At 34.9% G+C, this 16,192-nt stretch carries 17 protein-coding genes and 1 pseudogene; 6 read left to right on the plus strand and 12 right to left on the minus strand.

Features of this window, described 5'->3' with window-relative positions; all coding sequences use genetic code 11:
- Nucleotides 1–48 precede the first annotated feature (48 nt).
- Complete coding sequence (locus M3196_RS01785; protein ID WP_425310965.1) at nucleotides 49–945, plus strand: diacylglycerol/lipid kinase family protein; 897 nt, start codon at nucleotides 49–51, stop codon at nucleotides 943–945.
- A 578-nt stretch (nucleotides 946–1,523) separates the two neighbouring features.
- On the opposite strand, the gene M3196_RS01790 is transcribed toward M3196_RS01785, so the two are convergent.
- Together M3196_RS01790 and M3196_RS01795 are read right to left on the minus strand one after the other, a co-directional pair.
- Nucleotides 1,524–2,111: a class I SAM-dependent methyltransferase gene (locus M3196_RS01790; protein WP_251320541.1), complete on the minus strand. Its 588-nt coding sequence runs from the start codon at nucleotides 2,109–2,111 to the stop codon at nucleotides 1,524–1,526.
- Between the two features lie 467 nt (nucleotides 2,112–2,578).
- On the minus strand, nucleotides 2,579–2,764 hold the full coding sequence (locus M3196_RS01795) for a DUF3918 family protein (RefSeq protein WP_251320542.1): 186 nt from the start codon (nucleotides 2,762–2,764) through the stop codon (nucleotides 2,579–2,581).
- A gap of 146 nt (nucleotides 2,765–2,910) precedes the next feature.
- On the opposite strand from M3196_RS01795, the gene M3196_RS22075 reads away from it, so the two are divergent.
- A complete protein-coding gene (locus tag M3196_RS22075) occupies nucleotides 2,911–3,195 on the plus strand; it encodes a WGxxGxxG family protein (RefSeq protein WP_338082918.1) in 285 nt (94 codons plus the stop codon).
- A 463-nt stretch (nucleotides 3,196–3,658) separates the two neighbouring features.
- On the opposite strand, the gene M3196_RS21935 is transcribed toward M3196_RS22075, so the two are convergent.
- The 7 genes from M3196_RS21935 to M3196_RS01830 form a co-directional block, all read right to left on the minus strand.
- Nucleotides 3,659–3,793, minus strand: a complete 135-nt coding sequence (locus M3196_RS21935) for a hypothetical protein (RefSeq protein ID WP_276531202.1) — start codon at nucleotides 3,791–3,793, stop codon at nucleotides 3,659–3,661.
- A gap of 476 nt (nucleotides 3,794–4,269) precedes the next feature.
- A complete protein-coding gene (locus M3196_RS01805; protein ID WP_251320543.1) occupies nucleotides 4,270–4,698 on the minus strand; it encodes an organic hydroperoxide resistance protein in 429 nt (142 codons plus the stop codon).
- Between the two features lie 132 nt (nucleotides 4,699–4,830).
- Complete coding sequence (locus M3196_RS01810; protein WP_251320544.1) at nucleotides 4,831–5,673, minus strand: M15 family metallopeptidase; 843 nt, start codon at nucleotides 5,671–5,673, stop codon at nucleotides 4,831–4,833.
- Nucleotides 5,674–5,735: 62 nt separating this feature from the next.
- Entirely contained in the window at nucleotides 5,736–6,164 is a 429-nt protein-coding gene (locus tag M3196_RS01815; protein WP_251320545.1) for an organic hydroperoxide resistance protein, read from the minus strand.
- A 344-nt stretch (nucleotides 6,165–6,508) separates the two neighbouring features.
- A complete protein-coding gene (locus M3196_RS01820) occupies nucleotides 6,509–7,072 on the minus strand; it encodes a TetR/AcrR family transcriptional regulator (RefSeq protein WP_251320546.1) in 564 nt (187 codons plus the stop codon).
- A 549-nt stretch (nucleotides 7,073–7,621) separates the two neighbouring features.
- Nucleotides 7,622–8,062 (minus strand): carboxymuconolactone decarboxylase family protein, encoded by a 441-nt coding sequence (locus M3196_RS01825; RefSeq protein WP_251320547.1) that lies wholly within the window; start codon nucleotides 8,060–8,062, stop codon nucleotides 7,622–7,624.
- A gap of 99 nt (nucleotides 8,063–8,161) precedes the next feature.
- Complete coding sequence (locus M3196_RS01830; RefSeq protein ID WP_251320548.1) at nucleotides 8,162–8,797, minus strand: FMN-dependent NADH-azoreductase; 636 nt, start codon at nucleotides 8,795–8,797, stop codon at nucleotides 8,162–8,164.
- Between the two features lie 184 nt (nucleotides 8,798–8,981).
- On the opposite strand from M3196_RS01830, the gene M3196_RS01835 reads away from it, so the two are divergent.
- From M3196_RS01835 to M3196_RS01850, 4 genes are all read left to right on the plus strand, one after another.
- Entirely contained in the window at nucleotides 8,982–9,503 is a 522-nt protein-coding gene (locus M3196_RS01835; protein ID WP_251320549.1) for an Rrf2 family transcriptional regulator, read from the plus strand.
- Nucleotides 9,504–9,682: 179 nt separating this feature from the next.
- Nucleotides 9,683–11,209, plus strand: coding sequence for a spore germination protein (locus M3196_RS01840; RefSeq protein ID WP_251320550.1), 1,527 nt, complete (start codon nucleotides 9,683–9,685; stop codon nucleotides 11,207–11,209).
- On the plus strand, nucleotides 11,199–12,290 hold the full coding sequence (locus M3196_RS01845) for a Ger(x)C family spore germination protein (RefSeq protein WP_251320551.1): 1,092 nt from the start codon (nucleotides 11,199–11,201) through the stop codon (nucleotides 12,288–12,290). Before M3196_RS01840 ends, M3196_RS01845 begins: the two co-directional genes overlap by 11 nt.
- The gene (locus tag M3196_RS01850) at nucleotides 12,280–13,392 is read left to right on the plus strand and encodes a GerAB/ArcD/ProY family transporter (RefSeq protein WP_251320552.1); all 1,113 of its coding nucleotides are present in this window, start codon (nucleotides 12,280–12,282) and stop codon (nucleotides 13,390–13,392) included. The genes M3196_RS01845 and M3196_RS01850 overlap by 11 nt, the downstream gene beginning before the upstream one ends.
- A gap of 314 nt (nucleotides 13,393–13,706) precedes the next feature.
- Here M3196_RS01850 and M3196_RS01855 read toward each other — a convergent pair whose 3' ends face one another.
- The 3 genes and pseudogenes from M3196_RS01855 to M3196_RS01865 all read right to left on the minus strand — a co-directional run.
- Entirely contained in the window at nucleotides 13,707–14,279 is a 573-nt protein-coding gene (locus M3196_RS01855; protein WP_251320553.1) for a TetR/AcrR family transcriptional regulator, read from the minus strand.
- Nucleotides 14,280–14,517: 238 nt separating this feature from the next.
- Nucleotides 14,518–15,696 carry an MFS transporter gene (locus tag M3196_RS01860; protein WP_251320554.1) on the minus strand — a complete coding sequence of 393 codons (1,179 nt, stop codon included), beginning with the start codon at nucleotides 15,694–15,696 and terminating at the stop codon, nucleotides 14,518–14,520.
- Between the two features lie 214 nt (nucleotides 15,697–15,910).
- Nucleotides 15,911–16,171, minus strand: a pseudogene (locus M3196_RS01865) (DNA topoisomerase IV subunit B); the annotation flags it as partial.
- Nucleotides 16,172–16,192: the final 21 nt, after the last annotated feature.

Here is a 16,192-nt window from a genome sequence, read left to right on the forward strand (position 1 = left end):
TATTCAGTTGTAAGGAAGGCTATAATTTTGTTATTAATTAATGGATAGGTGAGGTTTTTGAATTGTTTTATCGTTAATAAAATTTCGGGTAATGGAAGAGCCCTAAGAGTTTGGAATCAAATTGAAAAAAGGCTGCAGGAAAAGAACGTAAATTACTGTGTTCGTTTTACTCAAAAACCAAAACATGCGACATCAATCGTTCAGGAACTGATAAGCAAGGAAAAAGTAAATGTAATCGTAGTTGTCGGCGGTGATGGAACCATCCATGAAGTGATAAACGGATTGATTGGGAACAATATTCCTTTAGGAATCATACCTGCTGGTTCAGGAAATGATTTTTCTCGAGGACTTGGTATATCATTGAATCCTGATAAAGCTTTGGACCGGATTTTAAACGATGAACCGCAAATGATCGATATTGGATTAATTGACTCCACGTACTTTGGTACAGTGACAGGAATTGGATTCGATGGGAAAGTAGCTCATGTAGTAAATAATTCTATTCAAAAAAAAATATTTAATCTTGTCCGGATGGGTCATTTGTCATACATTATTAGTGCAATGAAGGTATTATTCCAATATAGCCCAACAGACCTCTCCATAGTTATTGATAATAAACTTTATAACTTCCAAAAGGTGTGGCTGATCGCGGTTGCTAATTTACCTTTTTATGGTGGAGGAATGATTATATGCCCGAAGGCAAAAAGTAACGATGGTTTATTTGATATATGTATTGTTCAAGGAATGACTAAGTTTGAATTTTTACGTATTTTTCCATTAGTTTTTAAAGGAATGCATATATCGTCTCCTTCTGTTAAGATTATGAAAGGAAAAGAAATAGAAATTCACTCGCCAACTCCATTGATGATCCATGGGGATGGGGAGATGATGGGACAAACTCCAGTCCGAATTAGAATAGAACCATGTGCATTACATGTAAAGTGATAAACTTGGAAAGTAAAAAACCCCTTATTTCATCAGTTGAAATAAGGGGTTTTGTTTTAAACATTAATTCTCTCTCTCCATTTCTTCTAAAGCCTCTTCGTATTCAAATTCAATCAATGCCGTGATCATATTGGATATTGTTGTAATAATCCCTTGTATCATCCCAATCATAACTTTTAGGACACCTTTCTCAGTAAAATTATATTTATTGTTATTTCAATAACCTTCATGGTATTAATTTCAGCTAATAATCAGTTAAAAATTACAGAAAAAAAGAAAAATTCCAATATAAGAATAGATCCTTTTATCATAATTAATCACTCCTACCACAAATATATTGCCCTTAATATGAACAGTAAATATCTCGTTTATACATACTAGATCAGACTAAGACATATCTAAAAAGATCTAGAGCGTAATTACTTAAAAAAGAAGGTTTAGGAAATATTATCGTTACGGGAATCCCTATATTAAATAAGAGCAATTCTCAGTATTTTTCATTACTCCACAATTTTCATAAAATAAGCTTGCTCCGCATTCGCATCTGAAGATTACGTTCACAGTTTTAAGCTCGCCAATTAAGGAAGGGCTGTAAAATATAACTCATTATATAAAAAACATTTTTTAAATCGTTTCAACACGTTGCATTTAAAATTTTCTTTAGCGAAGTAATTCAAATAATCCTCTTCCCTTCGAATGTAATCACCTGCATCATACCACTGCATGAACCAATTACATAAAGGCGACTTTTTAAACAAACACGGTTCAATGATAATTATTTTTCCATCTGGTTTTAATACTCTTCTAAACTCCTTTACATAATCTGGGATGGCATCCGGTGAAATATGATGGAGGACAGCAATGATTAAGATAACATCAAAGCTACAATTTTTTGCCGGAAGTTTATTTCCGATAAAAGCCTGAAAACGGTGTGAGGGATACATTCGTTGGGCAAAATCAATTCTCTTCTGATCTGGATCTATCCCCAAATAATGATCCGGTGAAAACAAGGTACAATTTGCCCCTGTTCCAGATCCAAAATCCAATACGGTTTTGTTCGAAAAGTCAAAGTGTCGTTGAATATTTTGCTCAATATATATTTTTGTAATCAATTTAGGTCGAACTAAGGCGTGATAAACTCTAGGTGAATATTGCAATAAAAGCACCCACTTTTTACATGATTTCAAAGGGTGTAAATAGCACACACAGCTAATTACAACTGGATTTATTGTGTGTATTATTTGGTAAAAAATACGTGTAAAGGTTCGAAAAAACGAAAATCAATTTCCGAACCTATTATTTATCTTCATAAGTCTTTGGGAGGCATATCATAAAGCGTTTCCCTATTCCCAACAAGTATCCGATTTTTGATTACTTTAGGTTATAGTCAACTAAAACCAAAGAGGCTAGTAATATGAGAGCAATAAAGATAAGACCCCTGCCCCTTAATTTTAAAAAAGCTCCCTGACTTGGCAGCTCATATTAGAGTGGATCTATTGGTTTTGCTGTTGGACATTTTTAATCCCCGTACTCCTCGTTTGATTTGATGCACAAGAACACAAAAACCCGAACAAGGTACTTTTTTAAAAGTGTCCAATATTCGGGTGACAGTTCATAAAGAAGAGGGTTTTTCTTATTGATTTTGTTGTTGCTGATTTTGATCAGTAAGGCCAGATGTCCCGGTCATACCCATCATGTTTGAAGCAATAGGCAGCATCTTACTCATATTTCCACCATTACGGCTCATCATTTGATATGCAGCTATACCGACTCCTACAGAAGCTACAATTGGTAAAATCCTTCCCATATTTCCATTCACACTAACACCCCCCTTCGATAAAGGAATACAAAATGATTCTGACCTCCATTATTATGGCATTAACTAAAACAAAAAATCCAAAAAAGCTTGTATAAAAAAGGCATTTTTGGGAGATTATTTGTTATATAAATATAAGGAGGTTTCCCATGAAAAGAACGAAACTAACAATGATTTCAGCAATTATCCTTTCTTTAGGGTTATTATTCGGATGTAATGTAGGGAATAATGCTGAAAATAATAATGACAATTTAGCAGGCGATAATACTGTAAGAGATGCAGCAGATAATGATGATAACTTTACTGATACTAATAATGTCCCAAGAAATGTTGCTGCTACGAATGACCAAGAGGATAATGATATGGATTTAGGATGGATAGGGTTAATCGGATTAGCAGGATTACTCGGATTAAGAAGAAGAGATGAAAAGTAAAAACAAACCAAAAAGCCCCTTTCTAAAGCAAGGGGTTTTATTATTAAAAAATGATTATCCCCTTTTTGCGTTGTTTCCGACATGTTGTATTTTTTTTACATCCAAATATTAATTTACTAATAGGTAAGTGGTAGCCCAAGAAAAGATCTCATTTATCATTTATTCGATGATTTCGAGTCATTTTGTCCTGATTTATTAGTTTGGGCCTCTGCAATTAGGTCTTTCATTATTGAGAGTTCCAGTCTGCTGACTTCCTCAATTTTTTTTGCACGACATTTGGTAAGGAATTAAAATCTGTCAGCAATACCGAAAAAATCTGGATCTTCTCTTGCAGCCAAGAGGTTACCGGTTCGATCCCCTCTAGGCTCCACCATACATTAATACTAAACAAGGGTGTTTCAATTATAAAAGAATGTTCCTTCTTTACGTTATGCCATGAATTGATAGGGTATCTTAAGTTAAGCTAACAATCATATCCACTCTCTTTTATAATTGAAATTATTTTTCTGTATTCTTTTTCAATCTCTATACTTCGAGTCTTTATATCCTTTATTAAGGCATCAATGTATTTTTCATTTACTCCAAAATATTGTCTCATCTCGTATTACCTCCTATGGAAATATCTTCTACAAGATTATATTCACAATTAACCTTATTTCTTGAAATTATTCAAATCATAAGAGGATGCTGAAACTAATACAACACGATAATTTTTGTTAAACTGTCAAGGAAAGAAGGCTAACCTTTTGGTTAACCTTTAGGAAACTGAAAAGGGGGAAAGCCTTTTAACGTCAGGGTAGTAATACCTTTTGCTTAGGACAGAGATTTCAACTTCAAATCAGCAATAAATGTGACTAGATATGGGTTATTCCTCTTATAACTTGACCTAACAGCAAACTCCATTTTGAACATACAGCCAACCAAGAATAATAATGCTAAATCAGTAAAGGTAAAGCGTTGTAAACAGATACCATAATATTCAAGGTAGAACAAATTTTCTTACAATCACGTTCTTCACATTGGCAAAATAGATTAACTTTTTCCCTAATCCTGTGTTAAAGTACTTGTCCGCGCTTAACCAACAACGTTCGTTACTACTTCGATATTTCCACGAGTTGCTTTGGCATAAGGGCAAACCTGATGGGCTTCCTCGACGATTTCCTCAGCCACATTTTTTTCTACGCCTTTTACAGTAACGTCCATATGAATTGCCAGTACATAGCCGTCGTTCGCATCCTTGCCGAGCGTAACATGAGAAATTATTGATATACCTTCCGCTTTAATATTTCTTTTTTTAAGAATCGTACCCATCGCACCTTGGAAGCATGCAGCAAATCCTGCACCGAACAGTTGCTCAGGATTTGCTCCATCTCCGGAACCCCCTAATTCCTTGGGATATCTCAAGTCCAAGTTAAGGTTGCCATCGCTGGAAACAGCTTTGCCATCCCTTCCGCCTTGTACGTTTACCGTAGCCGTATACAATTTCTTTTCTATCTTCATCATTTTGGAACTCTCCTTTTCATACTGAATTTTTTTTATACTGGATTATTTTATACACTTTGTGCTCTGATTAACCAACAACGTTCGTCATACTTCAATACGCCACGGTAAGCCTTTGCATAAGAGCAAACCTGACTATTTTTGCAGATATTCTTCAAGTGTGCTACCTTGTTCGTAAATTTTTTTAGAGTGCTCTGCTCCGACATATCTTAAATGCCATGGTTCATATTGATACCCCGTAATATATTCTTTCCCCTTGAGATATCGAATAATGAACCCATATTTATGTGCATTTTCAGCTAGCCATTTTCCCTCTTTTGTTTCACCGAAAGCCTCAACCAGTTCATAATTCACTTCGGGTGAAGTTACATCCATCGACAGGCCTGTTTGGTGTTCACTCTGCCCAGGTCTTGAGCTCGTTTGATTTGCTATTTCTTCCCCTTTTTGATCCGCGTTAAAAGCGAAAATAGAAGTTTGCGTGTCATAAGAGCGATAACCTGACTGGGCAATCAGTTCTAACCCTTCTTCTTCTGCTCCCTTAAACAATACCTCTAGTGAAAAGGCGGCTTCCTTTCGCATTTTTTTCTTTGGCAGGTCCTCTTTAAATGGAAATGGTACATTTGGTGTAACTAAATCGGCTGGCTCATAATCTTTCGGTAAGTTTCTTTCTTTATTCGCAACGATTAATAAATCATCCAGATTTTGAACGACTGCCACTCCATCACCTGAGACTGTCACTGTTTCTTCTAGCCAAGGGAGGTCTTCCTGAGTTGGCTGCTCTTTAGATGGCTCTTCTTCTTTTGATTCATCTGAATCGGGTGTCTGTTGATCGTTCGGGATCTTTTTTTCTTTCCTTTCTTGAGCTGTTTCATTATTAAAAACGGCATTCAATGGTTTTTCAGCCCAATCAATCGGTTTGCATCCTGAGAGAATCAGCACGCTCCAAAAGATCACTGTTGGTAGAACATATTTCTTCAAAACACGATCATCCTTTAGTTCGTTTTATCGTCTTCCCGATAGTTCTTAAATCGTATGCGTGATTAACTAACAACGTTTGTTACTACTTCGATATTGCCTCGAGTTGCTTTGGCATAAGGGCAAACCTGATGGGCTTCCTCGACGATTTCCTCAGCCACATTTTTTTCTACGCCTTTTACAGTAACGTCCATATGAATTGCCAGTACATAGCCGTCGTTCGCATCCTTGCCGAGCGTAACATGAGAAGCTATGGTTATACCTTCCGTTTTAATATTCTTTTTTCTAAGAATCGTACCCATCGCACCTTGGAAGCATGCGGCAAATCCTGCACCGAACAATTGCTCCGGATTGACTCCATCTCCGAAACCTCCTAATTCCTTGGGATATCTCAAGTCCAAGTTAAGGTTGCCATCGCTGGAAACAGCTTTGCCATCCCTTCCACCTTGTACGTCTATAGTAGCCGTGTACAATTTCTTTTCTATTTTCATCATCTTTAGAACTCTCCTTTTAATACTGGATTATTTTAAACACTTTCCATACTGGTGACCGCTTTTGCCCACCGAATAGGCTGAATAATAATTTGAACGACCGTTCAAAAACAAACCAAAAAAATGATCTATCAAAATTACCCTTTTACTGCTGTACTGATTAATTTTGATTGAATACATCAGATTATAAACAATGAAAAATTGAAGCTGACAACAAGAGGTTCAATTTTTAAATATTTTTTAAATTTCAGCGATCACTCCTTTCAATAATTTTTTACTGAAATAAAATTAAATTACAAATAATAATTACTAACTAGTAGGTAAGTTTTATCCAAAAAAAACCGATCTTAAGATTTTCTTAAGATAAGGTTTATTTGGTTTATTACCCCGGTTAATATATCATCGTCCAAAACTCGTCGGTATAATAATGCTCCCTTAATGCTAGATAATATAGTTACCGCCACCGATTGTACGTCATCAGTATCGTTTAGGATATCTTCGGTTTGTGCCTCTGCAACAAGTTCAGTCATTATCGATAGTTCCAGTCTGCTGACTTCCTCAATTTTTTTTTGTACGATCTCTGGTAAAGAATTAAAATCCGTCTGCAATGAAGAAATTGGACAAATTTCAGTACACGCGAACCGTTCAGCCTGTTGTTGGATGAATCGTTTTAACTTATCTCCTCCTGAAACCGAAGAATTTTTAATTGACAACAAAAAGTTTTGCAAGCTTGTAATAATCCGTTCGGTAATGGCAACCCCTAAATCCTCCTTCTTTTCAAAATGATAATGAATACTTGCTTTGGTTACACCTAGTTGTTTAGATATGTCATCATAGCTGAAACCTACATACCCTTTTTGTTGTACTAACTTTATTGCTAAATCCACGATTTGTTTTTTTCTATTTTCCATATCCGAATAATAACTTACTAATAGGTAAGTGTCAAGGTAAAGACGAAATAAATTTTCTTACCTCAAAAATGAACTTTTTATTACTATAATACATACTGGAATATCTAATATTAGCCATTCATGATTAACCGATAACAGGACATTTCATTAATATTCTTCTACTTTATTTTGGCGTACAATGTCGGAATTCGAGGGTATACCCCTTTCCTGCAAAAACGTGTTCATAATGTCCTTCTGAAACAATTCAGGTTGAAAATTAAGCGCAACTTTATGCCGGACATATTCAGGACTATACATGTAACGATAGTCCGCTATGCTTTGTCCAAACGCATCTCCCTTATCAACGATTATCTTTGTAGGGATTTCACTAATTGTAACTTTGTCTCTATTTAACAAATACCAAATAGGAAAAGCATCATGTAAGGGACTTCCCTTTATCCCAGGAACATTTTGGGAGTAAAATGACAAAAAGCATCCAATAGGTTCATTTGGATGCTTTTTTCTATAGCCTGAGACGAACACACATAAGATGTTCGTTGAGAATAATTATTATTCAGTTGCGATATTCCCCATTGAAATAGAAATTCTATTCCAACTGTTAATTTGATTAATTATTAAAACAAGGTCTACATAATCTTTTTCACTATAGTGGTTACGTATGCGATTATATAATTCATCAGGTACACGCTTATTCGGAATCAATGTCACATGTTCAGTTAACTCTAAAGCTGCTTTTTCTGCTTCTGTATAGAATTCACACTCTTCCCAAGCACTAACACAATATATTCTTTGTTCTGTTTCACCCATTTTTCGAGCATCTGCTGTGTGCATATCCAAGCAATACGCACAGCCGTTTATTTGAGAAGCACGAATTTTAATAAGCTCACGAAGTTTACGGTCTATATCTGTAGTTTTTGTATACTTCTCCATTTCCATCATTATTTTAAGTCCTTCTGGTGCTACATTGAAATAATCAACTCGTTGTTTCAATTTAATTGCCTCCTTAAAAACGTTATTCAATAATTGAACTGGTGTTTATTCGTGATCAAAGAAGATAATTGTGGTTGTCTTCTTTCCTTTTCTTGGAGATTACTTTGCAAAATGCATGGCTGCATCCTCAGCTTTCCTGTATGCCTCTGCCAATATATCTTCTCTATCTAACAAAGCAGTGCCTTGCGCTCTTATGATTCGATAATCTTGGACACCTAGGAAATTAAACATGGACTTCAGATACTTGTGAGAGTATTCGACCTCCGTATACCAGTCATTGTTCGTATAGATTGAACCACTAGCTTGAATGACCAACAATTTCCTGTCGTCATTAAGTAATCCAACAGAACCTGTCTCCGTATAATTAAAGGTCTCTCTCGCAATTATGATATTGTCCATATAATCCTTTAATTTAGAAGGAATATTAAAATTATGCAGAGGCAAAGCAATAACATACTGTTTAATGGCCTTAAACTGCACTAAAATCTTACTCATACTCTCAATTTTCCATGACTCTTCTTCGTTAAGTGGAATTCCTTTCCCTAACTTGTCCCAGGCAGTTAAAACTGTTTGATCAACATTAGGTATCGCATCCTTATACAAGTTGATCTGTTCAATTTCTACTGAAGGATCCATATCTTTAATTTCTTCCTTAAAATGGTGTAAAACTTTTAAGCTAACTGACTCTTCAGAATTGAAATCAGGATGTGCATTTATAACAAGAACTTTGTTCATTGTCCTTATCTCCTTTTATAGCTTAAGTTAATTATCGACAATTCTAATCGACGATTAACTTTATCTTTAATATAGACTCCTTTTATAAGGAATGTCAAAGGAACTTTTTGTAAGTTTGACATAGAAAATAAATACTTCTAAGATATACGTATGTAATTTATTCCCTGTAATGGAGGCGGTTCAGATGCAATATAGTGTTGGAGTAGAGTACAGTCTTCATTGCCTTGTTTATTTGATTGATATACCTCCAGATTCAAGTATAGGGATTAAAGAACTCTCCACGTTTCAAGGGGTTTCTGAGACATACCTTTCAAAAATGTTTGGTAAACTTTCAAAAGCAGGTATTGTTAGGTCTGTACCAGGAATAAAGGGCGGTTATAGATTAGCGAAAGATCCCGTTGACATTACATTTTTTGATGTTGTAGAAGCAATTGAAGGATCAAAACCTATATTTCAATGTAAGAACATAAAGGAAAAAGGTTATTTCTATAGAAATCAAGAACAGCATAATACGGATACAAAATATGATGACTGTACATCCTGTCACTCTTTTTGTTCCATAAACAATGTCATGTTGGAAGCTGAAGAAAAGATGAGGGAATACTTACGATCCAAAACTTTATTTTGGCTTAATGAAGAATTGGATTTAGTTTTACCTAAAAAGTTACGTGAAGAAACTCGTTTATTTTTTAGAAAAATTAAATAAGATCTTTTGTTTCGAATAAAGACCACTGTGTTTTTATTCGATTTTTTTTGCCCTCATTTGCCTTCAACTATTATTTCCAACAGCTTATTTGACATACAAAAAAGGAAGCAAAAAGTAAATGAATACATTTTGTTTCAGCAACCATACTAAGTGTTGATACTTGTATAGGGAGAAACATAATGATGGAGAAAAATGACACCGATACAAAACAAAAACCTTTAGTAAACCATAGTACTTATAAAGATGTAATAGATGCTGCCAAAAAATCGAATGATTTCAAAGAGATCAGAAAAAACATCGCTGCTTCCATGGTATTCATTTCATACTTTAATACATTAATTGATCGAGATATGATGCAAAAGGTTTTACTTCCCTATATTGCTGACTATGAACCAAGACAAAATGAAGATTTAGACATACATACATTTCAAAACGACTTACCTCTTGAAGATGTCATAAAGACGAGTGATATAAAAGAGATTGAAGATAAAATCCATAAAGGTTATGTACTCATTAAGTTGGAAAATGCATCAGATGAATGCCTTTTAATAAATGTAAGTAATTCATCTATGGGTATTAGACAATTTAATGAAACCGAGAACGAATTCAGTGTCACTGGACCAAAAATGGGTTTCGTTGAAAATTTGGATGTCAATATGTCATTACTCCGAAAAAAATTAAAAACTCCCCTGCTAGTTACTGAGGAACTGGTTATTGGAAACACGTCAAAGACAAGAGTTATGATGGTTTATTTAGACGGAATAACAAATGAAGAGCATATAGAAACGGTAAGAAAGCGACTATCTAATATAGACTTTGACATTGTCTGGGATGTATCTGCACTAGATCAAATAATCAGTGATAATTCTAATACTCCTTTCCCTCTTTACTTAACTACGGAGAGGATAGATAGAATTTCTTATACTGTCTCTAATGGTCAGGTTGCGATTCTTTGCGATGGCTCCCCCTACGCAATTTCTGGACCATGCACTCTACTCGATTTTTTCATTTCTCCCGAAGATTATTATTATAACTGGATTATCGGTTCATTGTTTCGTCTTATCCGTATTCTAGGAATTTTCTTTTCAATTTTTACTTCATCTATTTACGTTGCGGTAGTCACGTATCACTATGAAATGATACCAGTGGATTTGTTGGGACCGCTTATAAAAACCAGAGTAAATGTACCCTTTCCACCATTAATAGAAGTGGTTTTTTTAGAAATAACAATTGAGCTATTAAGAGAGGCGGGTGCTCGATTACCTTCTAAAATTGGTCAGACTTTAGGGATTGTTGGGGGTATAGTTATTGGACAAGCTGCTGTTGCCGCATCCCTGACGAGTAACATTTTGCTGATCATTGTAGCCCTTTCAGCATTGGCTTCATTTACAACGCCAATTATAACCATGTCCAACTCAATTCGATTATTAAGATTTCCTTTTATCTTAATGTCAGCCTTATTTGGTGGACTCGGAATCATACTAGGAATCACGATATTACTATGTCACCTGTTTAATTTAAAATCGTTTGGTACTCCTTACATGGTTCCTTTATATCCATTTCGAGTTAATAATTTTAAAGACAGTTTCCTAAGATTATCTTATAAAAAATTAAACGAAAGGTCGGATTACTTGTATCCTAAACTTAAATTAAAATATTCACCTAAAGTAAAGGAAAAGAGAAAGGAGGATATTAATGATGAATAATAAATTTGTCAAAAGAATGGGTTGTGTTGCTTTGTCTCTTTTCTTGTCAGGATGTATACCCAAAAGTATTATTGATGAAGTCTCATTGATGCATTATGTAGGCTTTGATCGAGAGAAAAAAATGTTAAAAGCAAGTGTTGTGTATCCCAATTATGCTACTGAAGGTAAATCTACTCTATTAACAGCTATAGCTAAAAATCCATCTAGTCTACAGAATGAACTCGGTCACAAATCCGAATTCGAGTACGAAGTGGGCCAAGTAAGGGTTATGATATTTGGCGACAAACTCAGTAGGTATGGTCTAGTAGATGTATTGGACACAATCTGTAAAGATCCTAAGATTGGTGTTATAAGAATGGTCATCTCAGATGGGTCTCCAGATTTGATCCTAAAAAAAACCCTGAATAAGAGTCCGCTATACCTAAAGAATTTAATTGATAAAAGTATTGAAGATGAAGGTATTCCAGATATTAACCTCCATGTAATGTATGATCAGTACTTTGGAAGTGGAATTGATATGTCCTTACCAAATCTTAAATTGGATTCTAAAGGAAATATTAACATCGATGGAATGGGAATTTTTAAAGGTGATAAATTAAAATTTAGGATATCAAATAAAGAAGCCTTCTTATTAAAATTAATGATAGACAGAAACAAAAGTGGAGTATATAGCTTCAATTTCGACAAGAATGGACACAAAGGCAATATTGGAGTCAGAAGCCTTTATGGAAAGCATAAGGTGAAAGTTATCAAGGAAGATAACCAAGAAAAAGCCAAGATGGATCTAACTTTAAATATAAAGCTTGAGGGTTTGCCCAAGGGGGTCAGTTTGGAAAAGGAAAGGGATCTTATTTTAATTAAAAAAGCCCTGCAAAAATCTATCTCAACCGAAGCGGAATCACTTCTTAAGGATTTCCAGGCAAATGGTGTAGATCCTGTTGGTTTAGGAAGAATATATAAAATTAATCACAGAAATTATTCTGAGCAAAATTTTTACAAAAGGATATATCGTAATATGAAATTTGATGTGAATACAAAAATTATAGTTAGACAAACTGGGGTTGGAAATATTGAAAGTTAACGTAGAAAAACATTTTCAAGTTTCGGCTTTTTTTACATTTTTTCTCATTCACTCTTCACAAACCGGTGTTGGTATTTTAAATTTTCAAAATCAAGTTATTAAAGGAGCTGAACAAGATGCTTGGATTTCTTTAATAATAACTGGTGTTATTACTCATATCATACTCTATATTATTTTTAAGCTTTTAGATGAGGAAAACAATGACTTAGTAGCGGCTCATCACTATTGCTTTGGAAAAACAATGGGTAACATATTGTCTGTCTTGGCAATGATCTATTTCTGGTTAGCTTCTTTAACTGTTCTTCGCGCCTATATTGAGGTAATACAAATATGGGTGTATCCTACAATAAAAACATGGCAACTTTGTTTCGTGTTTGGACTTACATTTTATTACCTAATAAAAAGCGGCTTCCGTACGTTAACTGGTTTTAGTTTCTGGGGAGTTGTTTTACCTTCTTTTTTATTCTTTTTAATATATTTTCCAATGAAACATACCAATTATATTTATTTACTCCCAGCTTTTAGCCATTCCCTCAGTGAGCTATTTTTATCTTCTAAGGCTTATTCCCTGCTTTTTCTTGGTTTCGAGTGGATCGTGATGTATTATCCCTTTATTAGAAGGAATTCGAATTCAAAAAACATTTCGAAATGGGCATATTTTGGAAATTTATATACAATTATTGTTTATTTAATTGTAACGTTGATATCATTCCTATACTTCAATCAAGAGGTATTGCAGCATCTGCCATGGGCCACTCTAATGATGGTAAAAATTGTACATTTTTCCTTTTTAGAAAGATTTGAATATGCGTTCATATTTATTTGGTTGTTAGTCGTTATATCTCCCATATGTATTTCTTTATGGGCATGTACAAGAATTATAAAAAGAACTTTTTCAATTCCCCCAAAAGCATCTTTAAAACTGCTTCTTCTTGCAGAGATGATTGCTGCTATTAGTTTGCAAGAATTTAAAAGTATTGATCATCTTATTAATCTTACTTCTAATGTAGGAATTGGTTTTGTATATGTGTATCTACCGCTCCTTCTTATTATAAAATTGATTAAGAACAATTTTGTAAAAAATAGGTTAAACAAAGTCTAATGAGAATCAAAAGTAACATTTTTGGAACGGAAATCCTTGGTTTTGAAAAATATTTCCAATGATAAAGGTATAAGTGCTAGTCCTTTACATAGACGTATGCATCACTCACTCGTTAATGATCAATAAAAAAGCTCTTTCATGAAAAGAAAGAGCTTTTAATTGACTATTTTTGGACTTCCCAACTGCTTGACGTAAAGATGTACGTAAATTCCTTTTTGCCCAAGTAACAGAACTTGTTCCATCCGTATCATCTCTTTAACTACTCTGAGAGAAACAATTCGTTTTAAATTATCCTGCTCCACACGGACCATTCATTACAATAACTTCAAATTCATTTCAATAATTTGTCGTAATTTTTCCCTGTCCCATTTAGTCTTAACCATAACTAGAAGTCCTATTAATGCATTCATAAAATAATAAGACAGCCCTTCCGCATTAAGGGTCTTGGAAAATTCCCCTGATTGTTGGCCTTCCACAATAAGTTCACGTATTAACTGTACTGTATACGTCCATTCCAGTTGAACCCAATCTGTGGCCTCAGAATCATGTTTTCCCAATTCAACCACGGTATTTACTAGGAGGCAACCCTCAGGAAACTCTTCTTGCTGTTGGATTGCCATTTCAAACAACAATCGGATTGCTTCCTTGGCAGAACGGGTCTCAGCCATACGATGCTTAATCGATCGCTCTACCATTTCACTGTAGCGTTTCAACGCTTTAATATACAAGGATTGTTTGTCGACAAAGGTATCATAAATGCTCCCTTTATGAATCCCCATATGTGAGACCAATTCCTGCATGGAAGTCTTCTCATAACCTTGTTCCCAGAATAACCGCATAGCTTTAAGCAGAACGGCATCTTCATCGAATTCCTTTTTCCTAGCCATCCCAATCCTACCTCCTAAATATGTGAGGTACCAGTGTAACTGACACCATCCAAATATATATGAGGATCCCTAAGTCCCCTAACCTGCATTAGTATCCTTAATTCATTCACTGTGCATTACACTCGATAGGTGGTAACAAACAATTCAAAGTTCCTTTGCTGCTTCAAGAACAGTTAACCATGAGTGTTCAACTTACTTCTCCTTCTTTTAGAAATCTACCTATTAATGGAATAATTATTTAATTTCTAAAGTGATTTGAATAGTATTGATTAAATTTGACTGAATAAATAAGAATATAAACAATGATAAAAGCAGCAAACAAATTTAGAAGAATCATCGAGAAGTTCAAATTAAAAAATTGAGTCAGTACTCCGACGCCAACAACCGGAACAATGAATCCTGAGTATGCGCATAAATAAAATGCCGAAATTGCTCGCGGACGTTCTTCCGGCTTCGGCAATTGGCTGGCAAACCTTAAAGAAACTTGAAACGTCCATCCGGAGCCAATTGCTTGAAGGAATATGCCAGCCCAAAGCAAAAATAAATTCGCTGATTGACCCGAAAAAACAATAACCCATGATCCAATGGTAAGAAAAATGAGCCCTATACGCATCCTTGTAACGGGAGAACGCGGCCAAGGAAAGAACTGCATCAAGGCCCCCCCACCTAAAAGCAACAATATTAACAGCCCGGAAATAGAGAGATTGGCGGTTTGAATAACGTTCTTGGTGAAAGAAGGAATAAGAGAAAACACAATTCCGCCAAACGTAAAAACAGTAAAGATCGGAAGTCCGATAAAAGACCAAAAATGGGAACGAATATTGTCAGGAACACCGAGCGAAATCCTAGTTTTAGCTGGTTTTTGCGCTTGGGGATCTTCATGCTTCGGTAACATTTCCAGAAATACCAAGGAACTCAATAACATGACGAGTAGAAACCAAAACGGCAAACGAAGCGGTTGAAAATGCAAATATTGCACGATTAACCCTGAAATAGCGGGGCCAAGACCAAAACCAAAGTTTATCGTTACTCCTGAAAACTTGATTGCCGTACTCACTTTATCGTGAGAGGTTTGTTTTAATAAGAAAGCGCTAGCAGTACCTGTAAAAGCGCCATAAGCAATACCTTCTAATGCTCTTGCAGTAAAGAGAGACCAAAAATCATAGCTCAATATAAATATTATCGTTGATAGGATTGAAATCCATATACTGTAGCGAAGCACCTTTTTTAATCCCCACTCGCTCCCCTTTACACCTACTATTAGTAAAGTAGGTAACAAGAAAACAGCATAGATTGCAAATAGGATGGTAATTTGAAAACTACTTAGGTGATAATTCTCACTATATAAAGGAAACAGAGATGAAACAAACGTTGCACCACATGACATCATAAGAAAAACCCAAAGCATTCTTTTCATTAATACAATCCCTACCCCTCTATTTTATTGTCTATCAATAAAATTTTATATAATTCATTAGAGATACTTACAAGCACCTTTAAAGCAAAGTAGAAACTAATAGTCGAACCACTTACTTACTAAAAGGTAAAATCTATTTATAATATAAACCGTTCAAATAATTTTCTTAAGGTCCGATTTAAACTGTTTAGTACATCGACTAATACATCTTTGCCTAGAACATGTCGATATACTTAATGCTAGACAATATAGTTACCACCACCGATTGTATATTATCAGCATCGTTTAGGATTTCTTCGGTTTGGTCCTCTGTTACCATTTCTTTGAGAATTGTTCCACTGACTTCCTTATTTTTATTCTGATTAGAGTATGTCAGAGATTCATCGTTAATTTTGCGCGTGATAGCAGTCTTTGAACCAGATTCGTGGGTCCCGCCATCTTTCGTGCGAACGTTCTTTACAAACGACAATACGTTTTTCCGCAATCTTTCTGAAAT

This window comes from Fictibacillus nanhaiensis (assembly GCF_023715445.1).
In the GTDB taxonomy this organism is placed as follows: domain Bacteria; phylum Bacillota; class Bacilli; order Bacillales; family Fictibacillaceae; genus Fictibacillus; species Fictibacillus nanhaiensis_D.